This window comes from Ensifer sp. ENS06 (assembly GCF_014852205.1).
GTDB lineage: Bacteria > Pseudomonadota > Alphaproteobacteria > Rhizobiales > Rhizobiaceae > Ensifer > Ensifer adhaerens.
In genome coordinates, this window is record NZ_JACVBC010000001.1 from 1,570,810 (window position 1) to 1,592,440 (window position 21,631).

General features: G+C 63.1%; 21 protein-coding genes. 17 read left to right on the forward strand and 4 right to left on the reverse strand.

Annotated features, from left to right (window positions below; translation table 11 throughout):
• The first annotated feature begins 10 nt into the window (after positions 1-10).
• From IB279_RS07835 to IB279_RS07870, 8 genes are all read left to right on the forward strand, one after another.
• Positions 11-1,348, forward strand: a complete 1,338-nt coding sequence (locus IB279_RS07835) for a pyruvate dehydrogenase complex dihydrolipoamide acetyltransferase (RefSeq protein WP_113187833.1) — start codon at positions 11-13, stop codon at positions 1,346-1,348.
• 66 nt (positions 1,349-1,414) lie between these two features.
• Complete coding sequence (locus IB279_RS07840) at positions 1,415-2,056, forward strand: SGNH/GDSL hydrolase family protein (protein ID WP_034795815.1); 642 nt, start codon at positions 1,415-1,417, stop codon at positions 2,054-2,056.
• A 2-nt stretch (positions 2,057-2,058) separates the two neighbouring features.
• Positions 2,059-2,640, forward strand: a complete 582-nt coding sequence (locus IB279_RS07845; RefSeq protein ID WP_060582476.1) for an N-acetyltransferase — start codon at positions 2,059-2,061, stop codon at positions 2,638-2,640.
• A gap of 18 nt (positions 2,641-2,658) precedes the next feature.
• Positions 2,659-4,104, forward strand: a complete 1,446-nt coding sequence (gene lpdA / locus IB279_RS07850) for a dihydrolipoyl dehydrogenase (RefSeq protein WP_034795808.1) — start codon at positions 2,659-2,661, stop codon at positions 4,102-4,104.
• 74 nt (positions 4,105-4,178) lie between these two features.
• A complete protein-coding gene (locus IB279_RS07855; protein ID WP_113187832.1) occupies positions 4,179-4,430 on the forward strand; it encodes a GlsB/YeaQ/YmgE family stress response membrane protein in 252 nt (83 codons plus the stop codon).
• A gap of 131 nt (positions 4,431-4,561) precedes the next feature.
• Entirely contained in the window at positions 4,562-5,533 is a 972-nt protein-coding gene (gene lipA, locus IB279_RS07860; protein WP_034795803.1) for a lipoyl synthase, read from the forward strand.
• 92 nt (positions 5,534-5,625) lie between these two features.
• Positions 5,626-6,216 (forward strand): AAA family ATPase, encoded by a 591-nt coding sequence (locus IB279_RS07865; protein ID WP_113187831.1) that lies wholly within the window; start codon positions 5,626-5,628, stop codon positions 6,214-6,216.
• 9 nt (positions 6,217-6,225) lie between these two features.
• The gene (locus IB279_RS07870) at positions 6,226-6,675 is read left to right on the forward strand and encodes a type II toxin-antitoxin system RatA family toxin (protein ID WP_060516918.1); all 450 of its coding nucleotides are present in this window, start codon (positions 6,226-6,228) and stop codon (positions 6,673-6,675) included.
• Here IB279_RS07870 and IB279_RS07875 read toward each other — a convergent pair.
• Both IB279_RS07875 and IB279_RS07880 read right to left on the reverse strand, forming a co-directional pair.
• The gene (locus IB279_RS07875; protein ID WP_034795789.1) at positions 6,663-7,160 is read right to left on the reverse strand and encodes a CinA family protein; all 498 of its coding nucleotides are present in this window, start codon (positions 7,158-7,160) and stop codon (positions 6,663-6,665) included. The two genes, IB279_RS07870 and IB279_RS07875, sit on opposite strands and share 13 nt — an antisense overlap.
• Entirely contained in the window at positions 7,160-8,365 is a 1,206-nt protein-coding gene (locus tag IB279_RS07880; protein WP_192339165.1) for a bifunctional 2-C-methyl-D-erythritol 4-phosphate cytidylyltransferase/2-C-methyl-D-erythritol 2,4-cyclodiphosphate synthase, read from the reverse strand. Before IB279_RS07880 ends, IB279_RS07875 begins: the two co-directional genes overlap by 1 nt.
• Positions 8,366-8,513: 148 nt before the next feature.
• Between IB279_RS07880 and dusB the strand changes: the two genes are divergently transcribed.
• The 9 genes from dusB (at position 8,514) to hflX (ending at position 20,057) form a co-directional block, all read left to right on the forward strand.
• The gene (gene dusB, locus IB279_RS07885) at positions 8,514-9,557 is read left to right on the forward strand and encodes a tRNA dihydrouridine synthase DusB (RefSeq protein WP_113187829.1); all 1,044 of its coding nucleotides are present in this window, start codon (positions 8,514-8,516) and stop codon (positions 9,555-9,557) included.
• A complete protein-coding gene (locus tag IB279_RS07890; protein ID WP_034795779.1) occupies positions 9,554-10,705 on the forward strand; it encodes a nitrogen regulation protein NR(II) in 1,152 nt (383 codons plus the stop codon). Before dusB ends, IB279_RS07890 begins: the two co-directional genes overlap by 4 nt.
• Positions 10,702-12,156: a nitrogen regulation protein NR(I) gene (ntrC, locus tag IB279_RS07895; protein WP_034795776.1), complete on the forward strand. Its 1,455-nt coding sequence runs from the start codon at positions 10,702-10,704 to the stop codon at positions 12,154-12,156. The genes IB279_RS07890 and ntrC overlap by 4 nt, the downstream gene beginning before the upstream one ends.
• Before the next feature lie 221 nt (positions 12,157-12,377).
• Entirely contained in the window at positions 12,378-14,648 is a 2,271-nt protein-coding gene (locus IB279_RS07900; RefSeq protein WP_113187828.1) for a PAS domain-containing sensor histidine kinase, read from the forward strand.
• A complete protein-coding gene (gene ntrX / locus IB279_RS07905; RefSeq protein ID WP_113187827.1) occupies positions 14,638-16,002 on the forward strand; it encodes a two-component system response regulator NtrX in 1,365 nt (454 codons plus the stop codon). Before IB279_RS07900 ends, ntrX begins: the two co-directional genes overlap by 11 nt.
• Before the next feature lie 48 nt (positions 16,003-16,050).
• Positions 16,051-17,427 (forward strand): Trk system potassium transporter TrkA, encoded by a 1,377-nt coding sequence (trkA, locus tag IB279_RS07910; RefSeq protein ID WP_034795767.1) that lies wholly within the window; start codon positions 16,051-16,053, stop codon positions 17,425-17,427.
• Positions 17,428-17,437: 10 nt separating this feature from the next.
• The gene (locus IB279_RS07915) at positions 17,438-18,301 is read left to right on the forward strand and encodes a D-amino-acid transaminase (protein ID WP_060607423.1); all 864 of its coding nucleotides are present in this window, start codon (positions 17,438-17,440) and stop codon (positions 18,299-18,301) included.
• 109 nt (positions 18,302-18,410) lie between these two features.
• On the forward strand, positions 18,411-18,653 hold the full coding sequence (hfq, locus tag IB279_RS07920) for an RNA chaperone Hfq (RefSeq protein WP_003535434.1): 243 nt from the start codon (positions 18,411-18,413) through the stop codon (positions 18,651-18,653).
• Between the two features lie 78 nt (positions 18,654-18,731).
• Entirely contained in the window at positions 18,732-20,057 is a 1,326-nt protein-coding gene (hflX, locus tag IB279_RS07925) for a GTPase HflX (protein WP_113187854.1), read from the forward strand.
• Between the two features lie 89 nt (positions 20,058-20,146).
• Here the strand turns inward: hflX and mazG are convergent, their stop codons facing one another.
• On the reverse strand, positions 20,147-20,980 hold the full coding sequence (gene mazG / locus IB279_RS07930) for a nucleoside triphosphate pyrophosphohydrolase (RefSeq protein ID WP_034795753.1): 834 nt from the start codon (positions 20,978-20,980) through the stop codon (positions 20,147-20,149).
• Positions 20,981-20,985: 5 nt separating this feature from the next.
• Positions 20,986-21,573 (reverse strand): deaminase, encoded by a 588-nt coding sequence (locus IB279_RS07935; RefSeq protein ID WP_034795738.1) that lies wholly within the window; start codon positions 21,571-21,573, stop codon positions 20,986-20,988.
• Positions 21,574-21,631 lie beyond the last annotated feature (58 nt).

Consider the following 21,631-nt stretch of genomic DNA (forward strand, 5'->3'; position numbering starts at 1 on the left):
GGGCCCTTCGATGCCTATCAACATCACAATGCCTGCCCTCTCCCCGACGATGGAAGAAGGCAATCTGGCCAAGTGGCTCGTCAAGGAAGGCGACAAGGTCAAGTCCGGTGACGTGATTGCCGAGATCGAGACCGACAAGGCGACGATGGAAGTCGAAGCCGTCGACGAAGGCACCGTTGCCAAGATCGTCGTTCCCGCCGGCACCGATGGCGTCAAGGTCAATGCGCTGATCGCCGTTCTCGCCGCCGATGGCGAGGATGTCGCCGCCGCCGCCAAGGGCGGCAACGGCGCGGCAGCACCGGCACCCGCCGCCAAGGCCGAAGCGCCTGCACCGGCAGCGCCGAGAGCTCCGGCTGCGGCTCCTGCCGCTGCACCGGCTGCAGCCCAGCCGGCCAAGGCCGAGGGCGGCGCACGCGTCTTCTCCTCGCCGCTCGCACGCCGTCTGGCAAAGGACGCGGGCATTGACCTGTCGGCAGTTGCCGGCACCGGTCCTCATGGCCGCGTCGTCAAGAAGGACGTCGAAGCCGCCGTCTCCGGTGGCGCTGCCAAGCCCGCCGCCGCACCGGCCGCCGGCGCTGCTGCTCCTGCAGCCGCACCGCTTGCCAAGGGCATGTCGGAAGACGCCGTTCTCAAGCTGTTCGAGCCAGGTTCCTACGAACTCGTGCCGCATGACGGCATGCGCAAGACGATCGCCAAGCGTCTCGTCGAATCCAAGCAGACGATCCCGCACTTCTACGTGTCGGTGGACTGCGAACTCGACGCGCTGCTGGCACTGCGTGCGCAGCTCAACGCAGCGGCTCCCGAGCAGGGTGGCAAGCCGGTCTACAAGCTCTCCGTCAACGACATGGTCATCAAGGCTCTGGCGCTGGCACTGCGCGATGTTCCGAACGCGAACGTCTCGTGGACCGAGAGCAACATGGTCAAGCACAAGCACGCCGATGTCGGCGTTGCCGTGTCGATCCCGGGCGGCCTGATCACCCCGATCATCCGCCAGGCGGAACTGAAGAGCCTGTCGACCATCTCCAACGAGATGAAGGACCTCGGCCAGCGTGCCAAGGACCGCAAGCTGAAGCCCGAAGAATACCAGGGCGGCACGACTGCCGTCTCCAACATGGGCATGATGGGCGTCAAGAACTTCGCCGCCGTCGTCAACCCGCCGCATGCCACGATCCTCGCGGTCGGTGCCGGCGAGGAGCGCGTCGTCGTCAAGAACAAGCAGATGGTCATCGCCAACGTCATGACCGTCACGCTTTCGACCGACCATCGCTGCGTCGATGGCGCGCTTGGTGCCGAACTGCTCGGTGCCTTCAAGCGCTACATCGAAAACCCGATGGGCATGCTGGTCTGAGTTGGATGAGGGCCGGCCTTCGGGCCGGTCCGTTCCTTTTCGCGCAGTCGAAGGCGGGCCCGGACGATGAAAACAGTTCTCTGCTACGGCGACAGTCTAACCTGGGGCTATGATGCCACGGATGGCGGTCGACATGCGCTTGCCGATCGCTGGCCGAGTGTCTTGCAGAAGGCGCTGGGGCCGGACGTCCAGGTCATCGCCGAGGGGCTGAACGGCCGCACGACCGCCTACGACGATCACCTCGCCGATTGCGACCGCAATGGTGCGAAGGTGCTGCCGACGCTGCTGCACAGCCACGCGCCGCTCGATCTCATCATTCTTCTTCTCGGCGCAAATGACATGAAGCCGGTGATCCACGGAACCGCCTTCGGCGCCGTCAAGGGCGTCGAGCGGTTGGTCAATCTGGTGCGTCGTCACGATTGGCCGGTTGAGAGTGAGGACGGCCCGGAGATCCTGATCGTGTCGCCGCCGGTGCTTTGCGAAACGGCCGACGCCGGCTTTGCCGCAATGTTCGCAGGCGGCATCGAGCAGTCTTCGATGCTGGCGCCCCTTTATCGCGATCTCGCCGACGAACTCGATTGCGGCTTCTTCGATGCCGGATCAGTGGCGGTGACGACGCCGCTCGATGGCGTGCATCTCGATGCGGAAAACACGCGTGCGATTGGCCGGGGTCTGGAACCGGTCGTGCGGATGATGCTCGGGGTCTGAGAATGGTCGGGGGCGTCACCATACGTCCGGCCGAAAGACGTGAGGCGGCGGAACTCGCCATCCTCGTCGATATCGCCGCGCATGGCTTTGCCTCCTGGCTCTGGTACGGCGCCGTCCAGCATGGGGTGACGGATACGGCTTTTGAGCGCGGGCGCAACAAGCTGCGCGAAGAGCCGGGTCCGGGGAACTGGCGTGATGCGCTGGTTGCCGAGGTCGATGACGAGGTTGCCGGACTGTCGCTCGGCTATGGGGTCGGGCCGGAAGCGGCTGAGATTGTTGCCGGGCACCCGGTTCTCGAGCCCCTGCTGGCGCTGCAGCGCCAGATCGTCGGCCACTGGTTCATAGAGAGCCTGGGCGTCTATCGCCATCAGCGCGGCCGGGGGATCGGCAAGGCGCTTCTGGCAAAGGAATTCGAACGCGCCGGATCGGCGCCGGTGAGCCTGATCACCGAGAGCCACAACGGCAGGGCTCAGGCACTATACAGGGCAAACGGTTTCGGCGAGGCAGCGCGCGCCGAGGCGGTTCCGCTCTTTGAGGAAAGCAAGAAACACGACTGGGTGCTCTTCACCCGCAAGGTCGCTTGAGACAAAGGCAGGAAACACATGGCTGAGAATTACGACGTCATCGTCATCGGTTCGGGTCCGGGGGGCTATATCGCCGCCATTCGTGCGGCACAGTTGGGTCTCAAGACCGCGGTCGTCGAGCGCGAGCATCTGGCCGGCATCTGCTCCAACTGGGGCTGCATCCCGACCAAGGCGCTGCTGCGCTCCGCCGAAGTTCTGCACTACGCCCAGCACCCCGGCAGCTATGGCATCAAGATCGAAGGCACGGTGACGCCGGACCTGAAGGCGATCGTTGCACGCTCGCGCGGCATTGCCGAGCGCATGAACGGCGGCGTCGGCTTCCTGATGAAGAAGAACAAGGTCGATGTGATCTGGGGTGAAGCCAAGCTCACGAAGCCCGGCGAAATCGTCGTCGGCAAGTCGACGAAGCCGGTCGTCCAGCCGCAGGCGCCGCTGCCGAAGAACACCAAGGGCGAGGGCACCTACACCGCCAAGCATATCATCATCGCGACCGGCGCCCGCCCACGCGCGCTGCCGGGCATCGAGCCCGATGGCAAGCTGATCTGGACCTACTTCGAGGCGATGAAGCCTGAGGAAATGCCGAAGTCGCTGCTGGTCATGGGCTCGGGCGCGATCGGCATCGAATTCGCCTCCTTCTACCGCACCATGGGTGTGGACGTGACGGTCGTCGAAGTGATGCCGAACGTGATGCCGGTCGAAGATGCCGAGATTTCGAACATCGCCAAGAAGCAGTTCGAAAAGCAGGGCATGAAGATCCATCTCCAGGCCAAGGTGACGAAGGTCGAGAAGGCTGCCAACTCGATCACCGCCCATGTCGAGATGAAGGACGGCAAGGTCGAGAAGATCACCGCTGACCGCATGATCTCGGCCGTCGGCGTTCAGGGCAACATCGAGAACCTCGGCCTCGAAACGCTCGGGGTCAAGACCGACCGCGGCTGCATCGTCATCGACGGCTACGGCAAGACCAACGTTCCCGGCGTCTACGCCATCGGCGACGTCGCCGGCCCGCCGATGCTCGCACACAAGGCCGAGCATGAGGCCGTCATCTGCGTCGAAAAGATCGCTGGCCTGCCGAACGTCCACCCGATGGACAAGCTGAAGATCCCGGGCTGCACCTATTGCCACCCGCAGGTCGCCTCCGTCGGCCTTACGGAAGCCAAGGCCAAGGAACTTGGACGCGACATCCGCGTCGGCCGTTTCCCCTTCGTGGCCAACGGCAAGGCGATCGCGCTCGGCGAGGACCAGGGCATGGTCAAGACGATCTTCGACAAGAAGACCGGCGAACTCTTGGGCGCCCACATGGTCGGTGCGGAAGTCACCGAACTGATCCAGGGCTTCGTCGTCGCGATGAACCTCGAGACGACCGAAGAAGATCTGATGCACACGATCTTCCCGCATCCGACGATCTCCGAGACGATGAAGGAAAGCGTGCTCGACGCCTACGGCCGCGCGCTCAACGCCTGATGGTTTCGGCGCCGGCGCTTTTGGTGTAGCTTTGGCATTGATAATGGGCGCATTTTCAATGCACGGAGACCAAAATGAGCGTGAACGGCGTCGGTATTTTGGCTGCGATCATCGTCGGCGGTTTGGCCGGGTGGCTCGCGGAGAAGTTCATGGGCAGCAGCATGGGGCTGATCATGAACATAGTGCTCGGCATCATCGGTGCGGTGGTGCTGAATTTCGTCCTGGCGGCCTTCGGCATGGCCTATGCCGGCTGGGTCGCCTACCTGATCATCGGCTTCATCGGCGCATGCCTGTTGATCGTCGCTGGTCGGGTCGTGAAACGATAGTCCGTCGGGCCATCTGCGCTTCCGTCGGGCTTCGAAAATAGACGGCCTGACATTTCCGGTCGGGCCGTCTATATAGAGCGAAAATGGGTCATCCGGCCTGATGCCGGATCCGCCGCGACGAGGAAGACAGTATGGTAACGGTGTTCGATGCCGTCTCTGACCGGGCGCAACGCGTCCGCCACCCGGAAAAGGCCCACAAGCCCGACACGGAAGTGATGCGCAAGCCGGAGTGGATCCGCGTCAAGGCGCCGATGTCCAAGGGCTACCAGGAGACGCGCGAGCTGGTGCGTTCGCACAAGCTCGTGACCGTGTGCGAGGAAGCCGGTTGCCCGAACATCGGCGAATGCTGGGACAAGAAGCACGCCACGTTCATGATCATGGGCGAGATCTGTACCCGCGCCTGCGCCTTCTGCAACGTCGCGACCGGGAAGCCGAATGCGCTCGACATGGAAGAGCCGGCCAACATCGCCAAGGCCGTCAAGCAGATGGGCCTCAGCCACGTCGTCATCACTTCGGTCGACCGTGACGATCTGGAAGATGGCGGCGCCGAACATTTCGAGAAGGTCATCTGGGCGATCCGCGAGGCCTCGCCGACGACGACCATCGAGATCCTGACGCCGGACTTCCTGAAGAAGCCGGGCGCTCTGGAGCGCGTCGTTGCCGCCAAGCCCGACGTCTTCAACCACAATATGGAAACGGTTCCCGGCAACTACCTGACGGTCCGCCCCGGTGCGCGCTACTTCCACTCCGTCCGCCTGCTGCAGCGCGTGAAGGAACTGGACCCGACCATGTTCACCAAGTCCGGCATCATGGTCGGCCTCGGCGAAGAGCGCAACGAAGTGCTGCAGTTGATGGACGACCTGAGGACCGCCGATGTCGACTTCCTGACGATCGGCCAATACCTGCAGCCGACGCGCAAGCACCACAAGGTCGAAGCGTTCGTCACGCCCGAGGAGTTCAAGTCCTACGAGACTGTCGCCTACACCAAGGGCTTCCTGATGGTGTCGTCGAGCCCGCTGACGCGCTCGTCGCACCACGCCGGCGACGACTTTGCGCGGCTGCGTGCAGCCCGCGAAAAGAAGCTGGCGGCCGTGGCAGGCTGACGGCTCGGCCGCTCAAAAAAATACCGAAACTCCGGCCCCGAGCCGGAGTTTCGCATTGGGTTTACTTGTTCCCGAGTTCCGCGGGAGTTTCCATGGACCTGCCGTCAAAACCGGCAATCGTCAACTATGTCGACGATGCCGTTGCCGCCGACCATATTCGCAGGGCCAGGCGCATCCTCGTGGTCGGATGCTCCGGCGGCGGCAAGTCAACGCTTTCACAGAAGCTCGCCCGTCAGTTCCAGTTGACCTACATCTCGATCGATCGCGATATCCGGTGGTTGCCGGGTTGGGCAGAGCGTGACCGGGCGGAGCAGCGCCAGCGCATTGTCGAGAGGATCGCCGCCGATCGCTGGGTCATGGATGGCACCGGTCCGTCCACATTCGATATCCGGGTGCCGAGAAGCGACATCGTGATCTGGGTGCGCATGCCGCGGCTTGTCTGCATATGGGGCGTCGTCACCCGCTGGCTGAAACATTTCGGCCGCACCCGCCGGGAGATGGCACCGGGCTGCATCGAAAAGGTCGATTGGGATTTCCTTCAGTTCATCTGGACGTTTGAGCAGAAGTTTACGCCGCACATCGTCGCAGGTCTGGCGAAGCACGGCCCTGACGTGCCAGTTCTGCAGTTGAAATCGCGGCGCCAGATGCGCAGGCTCCTTGATCTTCTCGGTTCTCCCGCTTAACTCCCCTTTATGCCGCATTTCGAAACCAACCACGTCGTCAAGCACACCGCAGACCAGATGTTCGACCTCGTTGCCGACGTCGAACAATATCCGCAGTTCCTGCCGCTCTGTGAGGCGCTGACGGTACGCTCGCGCAAGGAGCGCGATGGAAAAGTGCTTCTGCTTGCCGATATGACCGTCGGTTACAAGGCGATCCGCGAGACCTTCACGACGCAGGTGCTGCTGAACAAGGCAGAGCGGACGATCGACGTCAAATACATCGACGGGCCGTTCAAATATCTCGACAACCGCTGGCGCTTTGAGCCTTCGGGCGAGGGGCAGTCGATCGTGCACTTCGACATCGACTACGAGTTCAAGAGCCGCATCCTCGGGGCCTTGATGGGCTCGATGTTCGACCGTGCCTTCCGCATGTTCTCCGACGCCTTCGAAAAGCGCGCCGACAGCATCTATTCGGCCTGAGCGATCTGCGTGAGCAGATCGAGTGCGGTGCGGATGGTCGCAAGCCTTATGTTGCTGCGGCCGATATCGCCGTAGCGCATCTCGCGATGCAGCAGCGCGCCGTTTCGCCCTGCCGCAGCGAGATGCACAAGGCCGACAGGCTTTTCAGCCGAACCACCGCTCGGCCCGGCGATGCCGGTGACGGCAACGGCGAAGTCAGCCGCCGAATGCGCGATTGCGCCCTGTGCCATCTCGATCGCCGTCTGCCGCGAGACGGCACCATGGGCGACGAGCGTCGCCGTCTCGACGCCGAGCATTGCGACCTTTGCCTCATTGGAATAGGTGACGAAGCCGCGGTCGAGGACTGCGGACGAACCGGAGATCTCGGTCAGCGCACCGGCGATCAGGCCACCAGTGCAGGATTCGGCGGTCGCGACCTTGCGGCCATTTGCCGTGAACTGAGCGATGATCTCACCGGCTTTGACTTCGATGTCGGCGGACCACATCACGAAAGGTTCCCATAGACGACCGTCGCCGTGGCGATCGCAGCGATGCCTTCGTCGCGGCCGACGAAACCAAGGCGTTCGTTGGTCGTTGCCTTGACCGAGCAGCGGTCGAGTGAAATCCCCAGCATGTCCGAGAGATTTTCGCGCATCGTCAGGCGGTGCGGCCCGACCTTCGGCGCTTCGGCGATCAGCGAAACGTCTGCATTGGTGATGATGCCGCCGCGCTCGCGCACGATTTTGGCCGCGTGCTCCAGGAAAATGCGAGACGGCGCGCCCTTCCATTGCGGGTCGGACGGCGGGAAATGATCGCCGATGTCGCCGGCGCCACAGGTGGCGAGCAGCGCGTCGGTGAGCGCATGCAGCGCCACGTCGGCATCGGAATGGCCGGAAAGTTTCTTGGTGTGCGCAATGAAGACGCCACAGAGCGTGACGCCGTCGCCCTCGACGAGCTGGTGCACGTCGTAGCCGTTGCCAGTGCGCACATCGGGCAGGGGCGCGCGCTTGAGTTTCTCGTCGGCCATGGCGATATCCCTTTTCAGCGTAAGCTTGACATTGTCGACGGCGCCTTCGACGAGCACGACCTTGAGGCCGGCCCATTCGGCGATCGACGCGTCGTCGGTAAAATCCGTGCGGCCGCTTCTCGCCGCCTCCCGGTGCGCGGCAAGAATGGCCTGGAGATCGAATGTCTGTGGCGTCTGTGCGCCGTAGAGGCCGTCGCGCGGCACGGTTTCCGTGACCATGCCATCCTTGCCGGCACGCTTCAGCGTGTCTGCGACGGCGACCGCCGGCAGTACGGCCCTGACGTCCTCACTCAATGCCGCAGCGCACCGCGACAGCAGCGCGTGATCGGCAAAGGGGCGCACCGCATCGTGGATCATCACGCGGCGCGCGCCGATGTCGGCCAGGGCTTCGAGGCCGGCGAGCACCGATATCTGCCGGGTCGCGCCACCGTGGACGATGATCACGTCGCTGGCCACGGAGCGCTTGCATGCAGCGTCGAACAACGCCTCGTCGTCCGGATGGATGACGACGACGATCGGACCGGCGCCCGGCCATGTCGCGAAAGTGTCAAGCGTATGGGCGATAACGGGGCGGTCGCCGATGGTTCGGTACTGCTTCGGGCCCTCGGCGGATTGCCCGGCGCGTTCGCCGCGTCCTGCCGCGACGATAACCACGCCGCACTTGAACTGTTCTTGAGGCTGCATTTTCTGTATGAGGTCCCGCATTCGCCGATCTTCGCCGTGATGTACCGCGAAGGGTCGTGCTTTGCCAGCTGAGCTTAGAATTTTGCGCGCCGCGCCGAAATCGCTTGGCAAGTCCGAGAACAATGTCTAAAAATAGTGCAGGAACAACATGTGCCTGAAAGATATGCATTTGCCAATTCCGGCTCTTTCGTCTCCGCTTCGCATCGGATCCATCGAAATCCGCAACCGAGTTGCGCTCGCGCCGATGTCCGGCGTCACCGATCTCCCATTCCGGCGGCTTGCCTGGCGCTTCGGTGCGGGTTTCGTCGTGACCGAAATGGTGGCTAGCCGTGAACTGGTCGGCAATGCCCAGGAATCCTGGGCGCGGCTGAAGAACTCCGGGATCGAGCCGCACATCGTCCAGCTTGCGGGCCGTGAGGCCCACTGGATGGAAGAGGCCGCGAAGATCGCTGCCGACAATGGCGCCGACATCATCGACATCAATATGGGCTGCCCGGCAAAGAAGGTGACGGGCGGTTATTCCGGTTCGGCCCTGATGCGCGACCCCGATCACGCTTTGTCGTTGGTCGAGGCGACCGTCAACGCCGTCGATGTGCCCGTGACGCTGAAGATGCGGCTCGGCTGGGATGAAAACTCGATCAATGCGCCGCTGATTGCCAAGCGCGCCGAAGAGGCGGGTGTGAAGGCAATTACCGTGCACGGCCGCACGCGCATGCAGTTCTACAACGGCAAGGCGGATTGGGATGCGATCCGACTGGTCCGCGAGGTCGTCACCGTGCCGCTGGTCGCCAATGGTGACGTGGAGACGGTCGCCGATGCGGAAGAGATTCTCCGCCGATCGGGCGCGGACGCCGTCATGGCCGGCCGTTCCTCGCAGGGGCGCCCGTGGCACGTCGGGCTTCTCGCCGGGGCGGTCACGCATCCGTCACCGGCGGAGGTCGCCGATATCTTTGCGGAGCACTACGAGATGATGCTCGAATTCTATGGCGTTGAGGTCGGCCTCCGGCATGCCCGCAAGCATGTCGCCTGGTATCTCGATCGCGCCGCCCCGGACCTTGCGGGTCCGGAAAAGGCAGCAATCCTGACATCGACCGATGCCCGTTTCGTCCGCGACAGAGCCCGTGCGGCGATGCTCGACGCCACCTCGAGTAAGCCGGAAGGCGAGGCGGTCGCAGAAGGAATTGCCGCATGACGGAGAAACCGAGCATGCCCGATGCCGTCGCCAACGGTCTGTCGATGGCGGTTCTGAACGCCATCCAGAACCCGGTGATCATGGTGGATGCCAAGGGTCTCGTCGCCTTTGCCAACTGGGAGGCCGAATCGTTTTTCGGCGCCAGCGCCAACCACCTGGCGCGCCATGACATCAGCGCCTTCATTCCCTTTGGTAGTCCGCTGCTGACGCTGATCGAGCAGGTGCGCGAGCGCAAGGCGCCGGTCAACGAGTATCGCGTCGACCTGAGTTCGCCGCGCCTTGGGGCCGACAAGCTCGTCGATCTCTATGTCGCCCCTGTGCTGTCCGAGCCGGGTGCAGTCGTCGTGGTCTTCCAGGAGCGTTCGATGGCCGACAAGATCGACCGGCAGCTGACGCATCGCGGCGCTGCCCGTTCGGTGACCGGTCTCGCCTCGATGCTGGCGCATGAAATCAAGAACCCACTCTCAGGCATCCGCGGTGCGGCGCAACTGCTGGAGACCTCCGCCAACGACGAGGACCGCGCGCTGACGCGGCTGATCTGCGACGAGACCGACCGCATCGTTTCGCTGGTCGATCGCATGGAGGTGTTTTCCGACGAGCGCCCCGTCGATCGCGTGCCGCTGAACATCCATTCGGTGCTCGACCACGTGAAGGCGATCGCTAAGGCCGGCTTCGCCCGCCACATCAAGTTCGCGGAGCACTACGATCCGTCGCTGCCGCCCGTCTATGCCAACCGCGATCAGCTGGTTCAGGTGTTCCTGAACCTGATCAAGAATGCGGCCGAAGCGATCGGCGAGCGCCACGACGGCGAAATCCTGCTGACGACCGCCTACCGGCCGGGCATTCGCCTGTCGGTTGCCGGGACGCGCGAGAAGATCTCGCTGCCGCTGGAATTCTGCGTGCACGACAATGGCCCAGGCGTCCCTCAGGACCTGCTGCCGCTCTTGTTTGACCCCTTCATCACCACCAAGACCAATGGTTCAGGCCTGGGTCTCGCTCTGGTTGCCAAGATCATCGGCGGCCATGGCGGGATCGTCGAATGCGACAGCCAGCAGAACCGCACCACCTTCCGCGTGCTGATGCCTGCCTCCAAGGGCCAGGCCGCGGATGACGACGACATGCCGATGACAAAAGGAAACCTTGCATGACCGGTGCCACGATCCTCGTCGCGGATGACGACGCCGCCATTCGCACCGTGCTGAACCAGGCGCTGAGCCGCGCCGGCTACGATGTCCGCATCACCTCCAACGCGGCGACGCTGTGGCGCTGGATTGCGGCGGGCGATGGCGATCTGGTCGTGACCGACGTGGTGATGCCGGACGAAAACGCCTTCGATCTTCTCCCGCGCATCAAGAAGGCGCGCCCCGACCTGCCGGTGCTGGTCATGAGCGCCCAGAACACATTCATGACGGCGATCAAGGCATCGGAGAAGGGCGCCTACGACTATTTGCCGAAGCCTTTCGACCTGACCGAGTTGATCGGCATCATCGGCCGGGCGCTGTCGGAGCCGAAGCGCCGGCCGGCAAAGCTCGACGACGACACCCAGGACGGCATGCCGCTGGTCGGCCGCTCGGCTGCGATGCAGGAAATCTACCGGGTGCTGGCGCGCCTGATGCAGACCGACCTGACCCTGATGATCACCGGCGAGTCCGGCACCGGCAAGGAGCTTGTTGCCCGCGCGCTGCACGACTATGGCAAGCGCCGCAACGGTCCGTTTGTCGCGATCAACATGGCGGCGATCCCGCGCGACCTGATCGAATCGGAACTGTTCGGCCACGAGAAGGGCGCGTTTACCGGCGCGCAGATGCGCTCGACCGGGCGTTTCGAGCAGGCCGAAGGCGGAACGCTCTTCCTCGACGAAATCGGCGACATGCCGATGGACGCGCAGACGCGTCTTCTACGCGTCTTGCAGCAGGGGGAATATACGACCGTCGGCGGACGCACGCCGATCCGCTCCGACGTGCGTATTGTCGCGGCAACCAACAAGGACCTGAAGCAGTCGATCAATCAGGGCCTGTTCCGCGAAGACCTCTACTATCGTCTGAACGTCGTGCCGCTGCGGTTGCCGCCGCTGCGCGACCGTGCCGAGGACATTCCGGACCTCGTGCGCCACTTCGTCCAGCAAGCGGAAAAGGAAGGCTTGGACGTCAAGCGCTTCGACCATGAGGCGCTGGAGCTGATGAAGGCGCACCCCTGGCCGGGCAACGTTCGCGAGCTGGAGAACCTGGTGCGGCGCCTGACGGCACTTTATCCACAGGATGTCATCAGCCGCGAGATCATCGAAAACGAGCTTCGCTCCGAGATCCCGGATAGCCCGATCGAAAAGGCGGCGGCGCGTCCGGGCTCGCTGACGATTTCGCAGGCGGTCGAAGAAAATATGCGCCAGTATTTCGCAAGCTTTGGCGAGGCCTTGCCTCCGGCCGGCCTTTACGACCGGGTACTTGCGGAAATGGAGTATCCGCTGATCCTCGCAGCGCTCACCGCCACCCGCGGCAACCAGATCAAGGCGGCCGATCTGCTCGGCCTCAACCGCAACACGCTGCGCAAGAAGATCCGCGAGCTCGGTGTTTCGGTCTATCGCAGCTCACGCAGCGCTTGACTTGGTCGCACCCACCGTTGCATTTTCGCCACAATGCGTTGCTTGAACGGATAACGGCCGCCGAATCGCGCGTCGTTGCCGTCCTGTTCAATCGATTTGACCCAATCGATTGACGGGGGTACAGCGCGGCAGCCCATCTGGGTGGTGAGGTCAACCTTTGACCCGAGAATGCAAGCAAGAGATGCCGTCGCCGGCCGGCGACGGTTGGGGGAACGCTTTTCATGGTGGACGCAATGGCCTTGCCGCTGGGCACAGATGAGGGACTGGCGGCGCAGGATCGCCGTGGCTCCTTTGCCCTGCCGGGCCTGATGTTGGCAACCGGCGCGCTGATCTGTGCGACCGTTTCCCTGCTCGTGCTTCTCGGCCTGACGCCAATCAAGCTCGAACGAAATATCGTCATCGCCTGTGCGGCGATCAACAGCCTCTTCGTCGTCGGCCTCATCTATCTGATCGCCCGTGAAATCCTGCGTCTCCTGCGCGCCCGCCACAAAGGCCGTGCCGCAGCGCGACTGCACGTGCGCATCGTCGCGCTGTTTTCAATCGTGGCGATCACGCCGGCGGTTCTCGTCGCGATCTTTGCCAGCATCACGCTCGATGTCGGCCTTGACCGCTGGTTTTCGCTCCGAACCCAGGCGATCGTCCGCTCCTCGATCAACGTGGCGCAGGCCTATGTGCTCGAGAATGCCAGCTATCTCCAGGGCCAGACCGTGTCGATGGCGAACGACCTCGAGCGCAACCGTCAGCTCTACAGCCTCGACCGCACGGGCTTTGCCGAGCTGATGACCCGCCAGGCGCGCGGACGCGGTATGCTGGGCGCCTTTCTTGTGCGTGCCGACGGCAGCCCCATCGTGCAGGCCAACATCTCGACCGATCGGCCGCTGCCGGCGATCCCGCCGGATGCGTTGAAGAGTTCCGTCTCCGGCCAGCCGACCCTGATCCCGCCGGGGATCACCAACCTTGTCGGCGCAGTCATCCCGCTTGACGACATCCCGGGCACCTTCCTCTACACGGTTCGCAACGTCGATCCGGAGGTGATGCGCTCGCTCCGGCTGATGGAGGAGAACACCGCCGAGTACAAGATGCTCGAGGCCGGGCGAACCTTCACCCAGATCGCCTTCGGCGTCCTCTATCTCGGCTTTGCCCTCATCGTACTGCTGGCCGCGATCTGGACCGCGATCGCCGTCGCTGACCGGATTGTCCGGCCCATCCGCCAGCTGATCGGTGCCGCCGACAGCGTCGCTTCCGGCAATCTCGATGTCGTCGTGCCGGTGCGCGCCGTCGATGGCGACGTCGGTAATCTGTCACGAACCTTCAACAAGATGGTTTCTGAGATCCGCAGCCAGCAGGAGCAGATCCTGGAGGCCAAGGACGAAGTCGACCACCGCCGCCGCTTCATCGAGGCGGTTCTGTCGGGCGTGACCGCGGCTGTCATCGGTGTCGGTCGTGACCGCCAGATCACCATTGCCAATCCGTCGTCCGAAGATTTCCTGAAGAAGGCCGCGCCGGATCTTCTCGGTGCCGATCTCAGGCAGATCGCGCCCGAGATCGAGGAGGTCCTGGTCGAGGCCGAAGGGCGCCATCGCAACGATTACCGCAAGCAGATCAACGTTATGCGCGGCGGAACCGAGCGCACGCTGAACGTTCAGGTGACGCGCGAAGAGGGCGGCGAGGCGAACGAATCCTACGTCATCACCATCGACGACATCACCGATCTCGTCATCGCCCAGCGCTCGACCGCCTGGGCGGACGTGGCGCGCCGCATCGCCCACGAGATCAAGAACCCGCTGACGCCGATCCAGCTTTCCGCCGAGCGCCTGAAGCGGCGCTACGGCAAACAGATCAATCAGGACGACAAAGCCGTTTTCGACCAGTGCACGGACACCATTGTGCGCCAGGTGGAAGACATCGGACGCATGGTGGACGAGTTCTCGGCCTTCGCGCGCATGCCGAAGCCGACAAAGGAACGGGCGGATCTTCGCGCGATCCTGAAGGATGCAGTGTTCCTGCGCGAAATGGGCAACAACCACATCAACTTCGTGCGCGATCTCGGCGAGGAGCCGCTTGAGGGCTCGTTCGACGGGCGCATGCTCGGTCAGGCCTTCGGCAACATCGTCAAGAATGCCGTGGAATCCATCGAGGCGGTGCCGGCGGATGCGGTCCGCGGCCAGTCTGTCGTCGTGGCGCGTGCGCGAACCGATGCGGCGACCGGCCAGTTTGTCGTCGACATCATCGACAACGGCAAGGGCCTGCCCACGGAAAACCGGCACCGTATTCTGGAGCCATACATGACGATGCGCGAGAAGGGCACGGGCCTGGGTCTCGCCATCGTCAAGAAGATCATTGAGGACCATGGCGGACAATTGGAATTGCACGACGCGCCTGCCGAATACGACGGCGGTGTCGGGGCGATGATCCGCGTGATCCTGCCGCCTGCCGGAGAAACCGGGGGCGAAGAGAGTTTGAAGGATAAGGGTGCGAGCGATGGCCGCTGATATTCTGGTTGTGGACGATGAGGAAGATATCCGCGAGATCGTGTCGGGTATCCTGTCCGACGAGGGGCACGAAACGCGCACCGCCTTCGACAGCGACAGCGCGCTGGCGGCGATCAGCGATCGCGTGCCGCGGCTGGTCTTCCTCGACATCTGGATGCAGGGAAGCCGCCTCGACGGCCTGGCGCTGCTCGACGAGATCAAGGGGCGGCACCCGGATCTTCCGGTTGTCATGATTTCCGGTCACGGCAACATCGAGACCGCGGTCAACGCCATCAAGCGCGGCGCCTATGATTTCATCGAGAAGCCCTTCAAGGCTGACCGTCTGATCCTGATCGCCGAACGGGCGCTGGAAAATTCCAAGCTCAGGCGCGAAGTCTCGGAGCTGAAGAAGAAGTCCGGCGATCCGGTCGAGCTGATCGGCACGTCCGTTGCCGTCTCGCAGCTTCGCCAGACGGTCGAAAAGGTCGCGCCGACCAACAGCCGCATCATGATCCAGGGGCCCTCTGGTTCCGGTAAGGAACTGGTCGCGCGTATGATCCACCGCAAGTCGGCGCGATCGACGGGCCCCTTCGTGGCGCTGAACGCAGCGGCTATCACGCCGGACCGAATGGAAATCGCGCTCTTCGGGACCGAGGGCACGCCGGGCCAGCCGCGCCGCACGGGCGCGCTCGAGGAAGCCCATGGCGGCATCCTTTATCTCGACGAGATCGGCGAAATGCCGCGCGAGACGCAGAACAAGATCCTGCGCGTGCTCGTCGACCAGCAGTTCGAGCGTGTCGGCGGCACCAAACGCGTGAAGGTCGACGTCCGGATCATCTCGTCGACGGCCTACAATCTCGAAAACATGATCTCCGAGGGGCTCTTCCGCGAAGACCTGTTCCACCGGCTGGCAGTCATTCCGGTTCGTGTTCCGGCACTGGCCGAGCGGCGTGAAGACATTCCGTTCCTCGTCGACATGTTCATGCGCCAGGTCAGCGAGCAGGCGGGCATCCGTCCGCGCAAGATTGGCGACGACGCGCTGGCGGTGCTGCAGGCGCATGACTGGCCGGGCAACATCCGCCAGCTTCGCAACAACATCGAGCGGCTGATGATCCTTGCCCGCAGCGACGGTCCGGATACGCCGATCTCGGCCGACATGCTCCCAACCGAAGTGGGTGACACCCTGCCGAAGATTTCGGCCCAGGGCGACCAGCACATCATGACCTTGCCGTTGCGCGAGGCTCGCGAAATGTTCGAACGTGATTATCTGATCGCGCAGATCAACCGATTCGGCGGCAATATTTCGCGCACGGCGGAGTTTGTCGGTATGGAGCGGTCGGCGCTGCATCGGAAGCTGAAGTCGCTGGGCGTCTGAACCGGAATTTCTGGCCAACCCGCCCGCGCTCGCATGTGAAAGAACGACATGAAGGTAGTCATTTGTGGCGCGGGGCAGGTCGGCTACGGCATTGCCGAGCGACTGGCGCAGGAAGACAACGACGTTTCGGTGATCGATACGTCGGCGGCGCTGATCGCCAACATCACCGAGAGCCTCGACGTGCGCGGTTACGTCGGCCATGGCGCGCATCCGGATGTGCTCGCCAAGGCGGGTGCTGACCAGGCCGACATGCTGATTGCGGTCACGCTGTCCGACGAAGTCAACATCGTCGCCTGTGAAGTGGCGCACGCGATCTTCAACGTGCCGACGAAGGTTGCGCGCATTCGGGCGCAGAGCTATCTCGCGCCTGAGTATGCGAACCTGTTTTCGCGCGAGAACGTGCCGATCGACGTCACCATCTCGCCCGAAGTCGAGGTCGGGCGGCTCGTGCTGCGGCGCATTTCCTTTCCCGGCGCGATCGACGTCGTGCGTTTCGCCGATGACCGCATCGCCATGGTCGCCTTCGAGTGCCTGGAAGACTGTCCCGTCGTCGGCACGCCGCTGCAACAGTTGAGCGAACTGTTTCCTGACCTGCTTGCGACCGTCACCGGCATTTTCCGCAACGGCAAGGTGATCGTGCCCCATTCCGACGACCAGTTGCAGGCGGGCGATATCGCCTATGTCGTTTGCGATCGGGATCATGCGCGGCGCACGCTGACGCTCTTCGGCCACGAAGAGCAGGAGGCGCGGCGCATCATCATTTTCGGCGGCGGCAATGTCGGCTATTTCGTCGCCAAGACGATCGAGGAACACCAGCCGCGCACGCGGGTGAAGCTGATCGAGAGCGATCGCGACCGCGCGGTGATGATGGCCGACAAGTTGAGCAGCACGGTCGTCCTCAACGGGTCGGCCATGGACCAGCGGATCCTCGCGCAGGCCGATGTCCAGGACGCCGATCTCGTCGTGGCGCTCACGAACAACGACCAGATCAACATCCTCGGCAGTATGATGGCGAAACACCTGGGTGCAAAGTCCACACTCGTCCTCATCAACGAACCGTCCTACCAGGATTTTGCCGCGACTGCCGGCGTCGACGCCTATGTGAACCCGCGCGCGGTGACCATTTCGCGCGTGCTGCAGCATGTCCGCAAGGGCCGCATCCGCTCGGTCTATGCGGTGCAGAAGGGCATGGCCGAGGTGATCGAGGCCGAGGCTCTGGAAACGTCGCCGCTCGTCGGCAAGGCCCTGCGCGACCTCGAACTTCCCGACGGAATCCGCATCGGCGCGCTCTATCGCGACAAGACGTTCATCCGCCCTGATGGCGCCACCCGGATCAAGGCGAAGGACCGCGTCGTGCTCTTTGCCACCGCCGATGCGGTGCGCCATGTCGAGCAATTGTTCCGCGTCAGCATCCAGTATTTCTAAGGTCGAGACGATGTCCCGAATTGCCTATGTCAACGGCGCCTACGTGCCGCACGCGGACGCCGGCGTCCATATCGAGGACCGCGGCTATCAGTTTGCGGACGGCGTCTACGAGGTCTGCGAGGTGCGTCACGGCTATATCGTCGATCTCACCCGTCATCTCGATCGCCTCGGCCGCTCGCTCAGCGAACTGCGCATCGACTGGCCGATGACAAGGGCCGCGCTCGTCCACGTGATCCGCGAAGTCATCCGGCGCAACCGGGTGAGAAACGGCCTGTTCTACATGCAGGTCACGCGCGGCGTGGCGCGCCGCGATCACGTCTTTCCCGTAGCGGAAACACGCCCGTCGATCGTGGTGACGGCGAAGCGCACCGACGCTGCAGCCATTGCCAGGAAGGCGACCCATGGCATTGCGGCGATCACGGTGCCGGAAAACCGTTGGGATCGTGTCGACATCAAGTCGGTCGGGCTTCTGCCCAACGTGCTGGCGCGCCAGAAAGCCAAGGAGGAAGGCGCACAGGAGGCGATCTTCGTCGATGCTGACGGCACGGTGAAGGAAGGCGCAGCGACCAATGTCTGGATTGTCGACCGCGACGGAAACCTGCGCACACGACCGGCAGAACACGGCATCCTCAAGGGAATCACCCGCACCACCTTGATGGATGTGGCGGTGCCGCTTGGGCTTAAAATCGAGGAGAGGGCGTTCTCGGTCGATGAGATGCTCGCGGCGCGCGAAGTCTTTATTACGGCCGCCACCAGCATCTGTTTTCCGGTCGTTTCGATCGACGGCAAGCCGATCGGCAACGGCCATCCAGGAAGCATAGCACAGAATATTCGCGAAGCCTTTTTCGGCGTTGCGGAAAAGACATTGATTTGATACCAACTCTGAAGAGGTGTCGGGGAAGGTACTTGTGGCGCCTCTGATTGCTGAATTTGACAAAAATGCACCGGCGCAAAACGCCGGCAAATAAGAAAGAAGCGGCGCGATGGCGGAACGTTCTCAAAACTTGCAGGATCTCTTTCTCAATACGGTCCGCAAGCAAAAGATTTCCTTGACAATTTTTCTCATCAACGGCGTCAAGCTTACCGGCGTTGTGACCTCGTTCGACAACTTCTGCGTCCTGCTGCGTCGCGACGGCCACTCGCAACTGGTCTACAAGCACGCGATCTCGACCATCATGCCCGGCCAGCCGCTGCAGATGTTCGAGAACGAAGAAGCCGCATCCTGACGGGACGTTAGGCACATTACCAAACGTGATTCAAAATTGTCGTCGATCATTCCGGAGCTCGAGAAGCTCCGCGACGACATGCGCGCGGTCGTCATCGTTCCAGTCTTGAAAAAGACCGGACGGCAGTCCGCAGATATGCTCTCGACCACCACGACGCGCTCGGACGAAAGTCGCCTCGAAGAGGCGACCGGTCTCGCCATCGCGATCGATCTGGAGGTCGTGCATGGCGCCATCGTTCCGGTGGCGCAGCCGAAGCCGGGCACCTTGCTTGGTACCGGCAAGATCGAAGAGATTGGCCACATCCTCGTCGAGCTCGATGCCGGTCTTGTCATCGTCGACCATCCGCTGACGCCGGTGCAACAGCGCAATCTCGAGAAGGAATGGAACGCCAAGGTCATTGACCGTACGGGCCTCATTCTCGAAATCTTCGGCCGCCGCGCCTCCACCAAGGAAGGCACGCTGCAGGTCGATCTCGCGCATCTCAACTATCAGAAGGGCCGCCTGGTCCGAAGCTGGACCCACCTTGAGCGCCAGCGCGGCGGTGGCGGCTTCATGGGCGGTCCGGGTGAAACCCAGATCGAAGCGGACCGGCGCTTGCTGCAGGATCGCATCGTCAAGCTCGAGCGCGAGTTGGAGCAGGTGCGCCGCACACGGCAGTTGCATCGCTCTAAGCGCAAGAAGGTACCGCACCCGATCGTCGCCCTCGTCGGCTACACCAATGCCGGCAAGTCGACGCTGTTCAACCGCATGACCGGGGCAGGCGTTCTGGCCGAGGATATGCTGTTTGCGACGCTCGACCCGACGCTTCGGCGGCTGAAGCTGCCGCATGGCCGGATGGTCATCCTCTCCGACACTGTCGGCTTCATTTCCGACCTGCCGACCCATCTCGTAGCCGCGTTTCGCGCGACGCTGGAAGAGGTGCTGGAGGCGGATCTGATCCTGCATGTCCGCGACCTCTCGGACCCGGACAACCAGGCACAAGCAAGCGACGTTCTCAGAATCCTGTCCGATCTCGGCATCGACGAGAAGGAAGCCTCCGAGCGCCTGATCGAGGTCTGGAACAAGATCGACCGGTTGGATGACGAATCACGCGAGGCATTGCGCGGCAAAGCGGCGACGTCCAACAACACGGTTGCCGTTTCCGCGATCACCGGTGACGGCGTCGACGAACTGCTCGGCGAAATCGGCCGTCGTCTTTCCGGCGTCCTGACGGAATGCACTGTCGTTCTCGGCATCGATCAGCTGCAGCTTCTGCCCTGGGTCTACCAGCACGCGATCGTCGACGGTCGCGAAGACCTGGAAGACGGGCGTGTGAGCCTTGATCTCAGGTTGACCGAGAACGAGGCCTCCGAGCTGGAGCGTCGCCTTGGAAACGGGCCGAAGCCCGTCGAGGAAGACTGGTAAGCCGTAGCTTTCCAGGGGTCGGCGGCTAGCGGGCTGTCGGCCTCAGCTTTGGGAAAGGGGACGTATGGCGGGCACGCGTCCCGCTCGTTCTAGCCCAGCTGTCGCTCGATCGCCTTGGCTGCCTGCCAGAGCTCTTCCATCCGCTCCAGCGTTGCCTCATCCAGCGTCTCGCCGGCCGCGCCGAGTTCCCGCTCGATATGGGCGAAGCGGCGGCGGAATTTGGTGTTGGTGCCGCGAAGCGCCATCTCCGGATCGGTGCCGACATGGCGCCCGATGTTCACCACGGCAAAGATCAGGTCGCCCAGTTCGTCGCTGACTTTGGCGCGGTCCTTTTCTCGCAGAGCCTGGCGCAACTCGCCGATTTCCTCCTCGATCTTGTCGAGGATCGGTTCCGGCTCCGACCAGTCGAAGCCGACTTTTGCGGCGCGCTCCTGCAGCTTCAGGGCTTCTACGAGCGCCGGAAATGAGCGCTGCACCGAGCCCAAATGGTTTGCGGCTGCATCAGGCGCGAGGCCGCGCTTGGCGCGCTTTTCTTGCCGCTCTGCCTTTTCGGCCTGCTTGATCTCATCCCATTGTAGCTTCACCGCCTCGGGCGTATCGGCGTCGGATCGGGCAAAGACATGCGGGTGCCGGCGGATCATCTTGCGGGTCACCGCCTCAACGACGTCGCCGAAAGCGAAGTCGCCGGCCTCTTCGGCCATACGGGCGTGGAAGACCACCTGCAGCAGCAGGTCGCCGAGCTCGTCGCAGAGGTCGTGCATGTCACCGCGCTCAATGGCGTCGGCAACCTCATAGGCCTCTTCGATCGTATAGGGCTTGATGGTCTCGAAGGTCTGGACGATGTCCCAGGGGCAGCCGGTCTCGGGCTGGCGGAGCGCCGCCATGATGTCGAGCAGGCGCGTTATGTCGCGTGAAGGTTCCATGGATCTCAGTTCAGCGGAATGGCGTTGTCGTCCTTACCCGACTGGTAGCTGTCGGAAAGGCTCTGGTAGCGGGCGCGGATGCGGGCATCCTGGGCGGAAAGCCGATCGCGGGTTTCGGCATCGGCGTCTTTCGAGAGTGCAGCAATCGAGGCCGAGTGCCAGAAGGCGTTGTCTTGCGCGTAGCCACCCGGTTCCAGCCGGAAGACCTCCTTCAGAATTTTGAGGTCGTGCGGGATCGCGAACGCGTCGCGCGAATCCTCGTGGCTGAAGAAATAGTAGAAATTGTCGAAGCCGGCCCAGGTGATGGCAGAAAGGCACATGGAGCAGGGCTCGTGCGTCGAGAGGAAGATGAGGTCGCGCGTGTCCGGTTTCTCCGCCATCTCGTAGAAACGCTTCAGCGTGTGCACTTCGCCGTGCCAGAGCGGATTTTCCGTCTCGTTGTTGGTTTCGGCAAGCACCAGCGACAGATCGGACTTGCGCAGGATCGCTGCGCCGAAGACCTTGTTGCCGGCGGCAACACCCTTTTCGGTAAGCGGCAGGATATCCTGCTCGATGACGGTCAAAAGCCGTTCGGCGAGTTCGGGTTTTGTCATGTCTTGGGCCTCCGGCAGGTCGTTGACGGCATTTAACGGAGGTTACCCATGCGGCGCA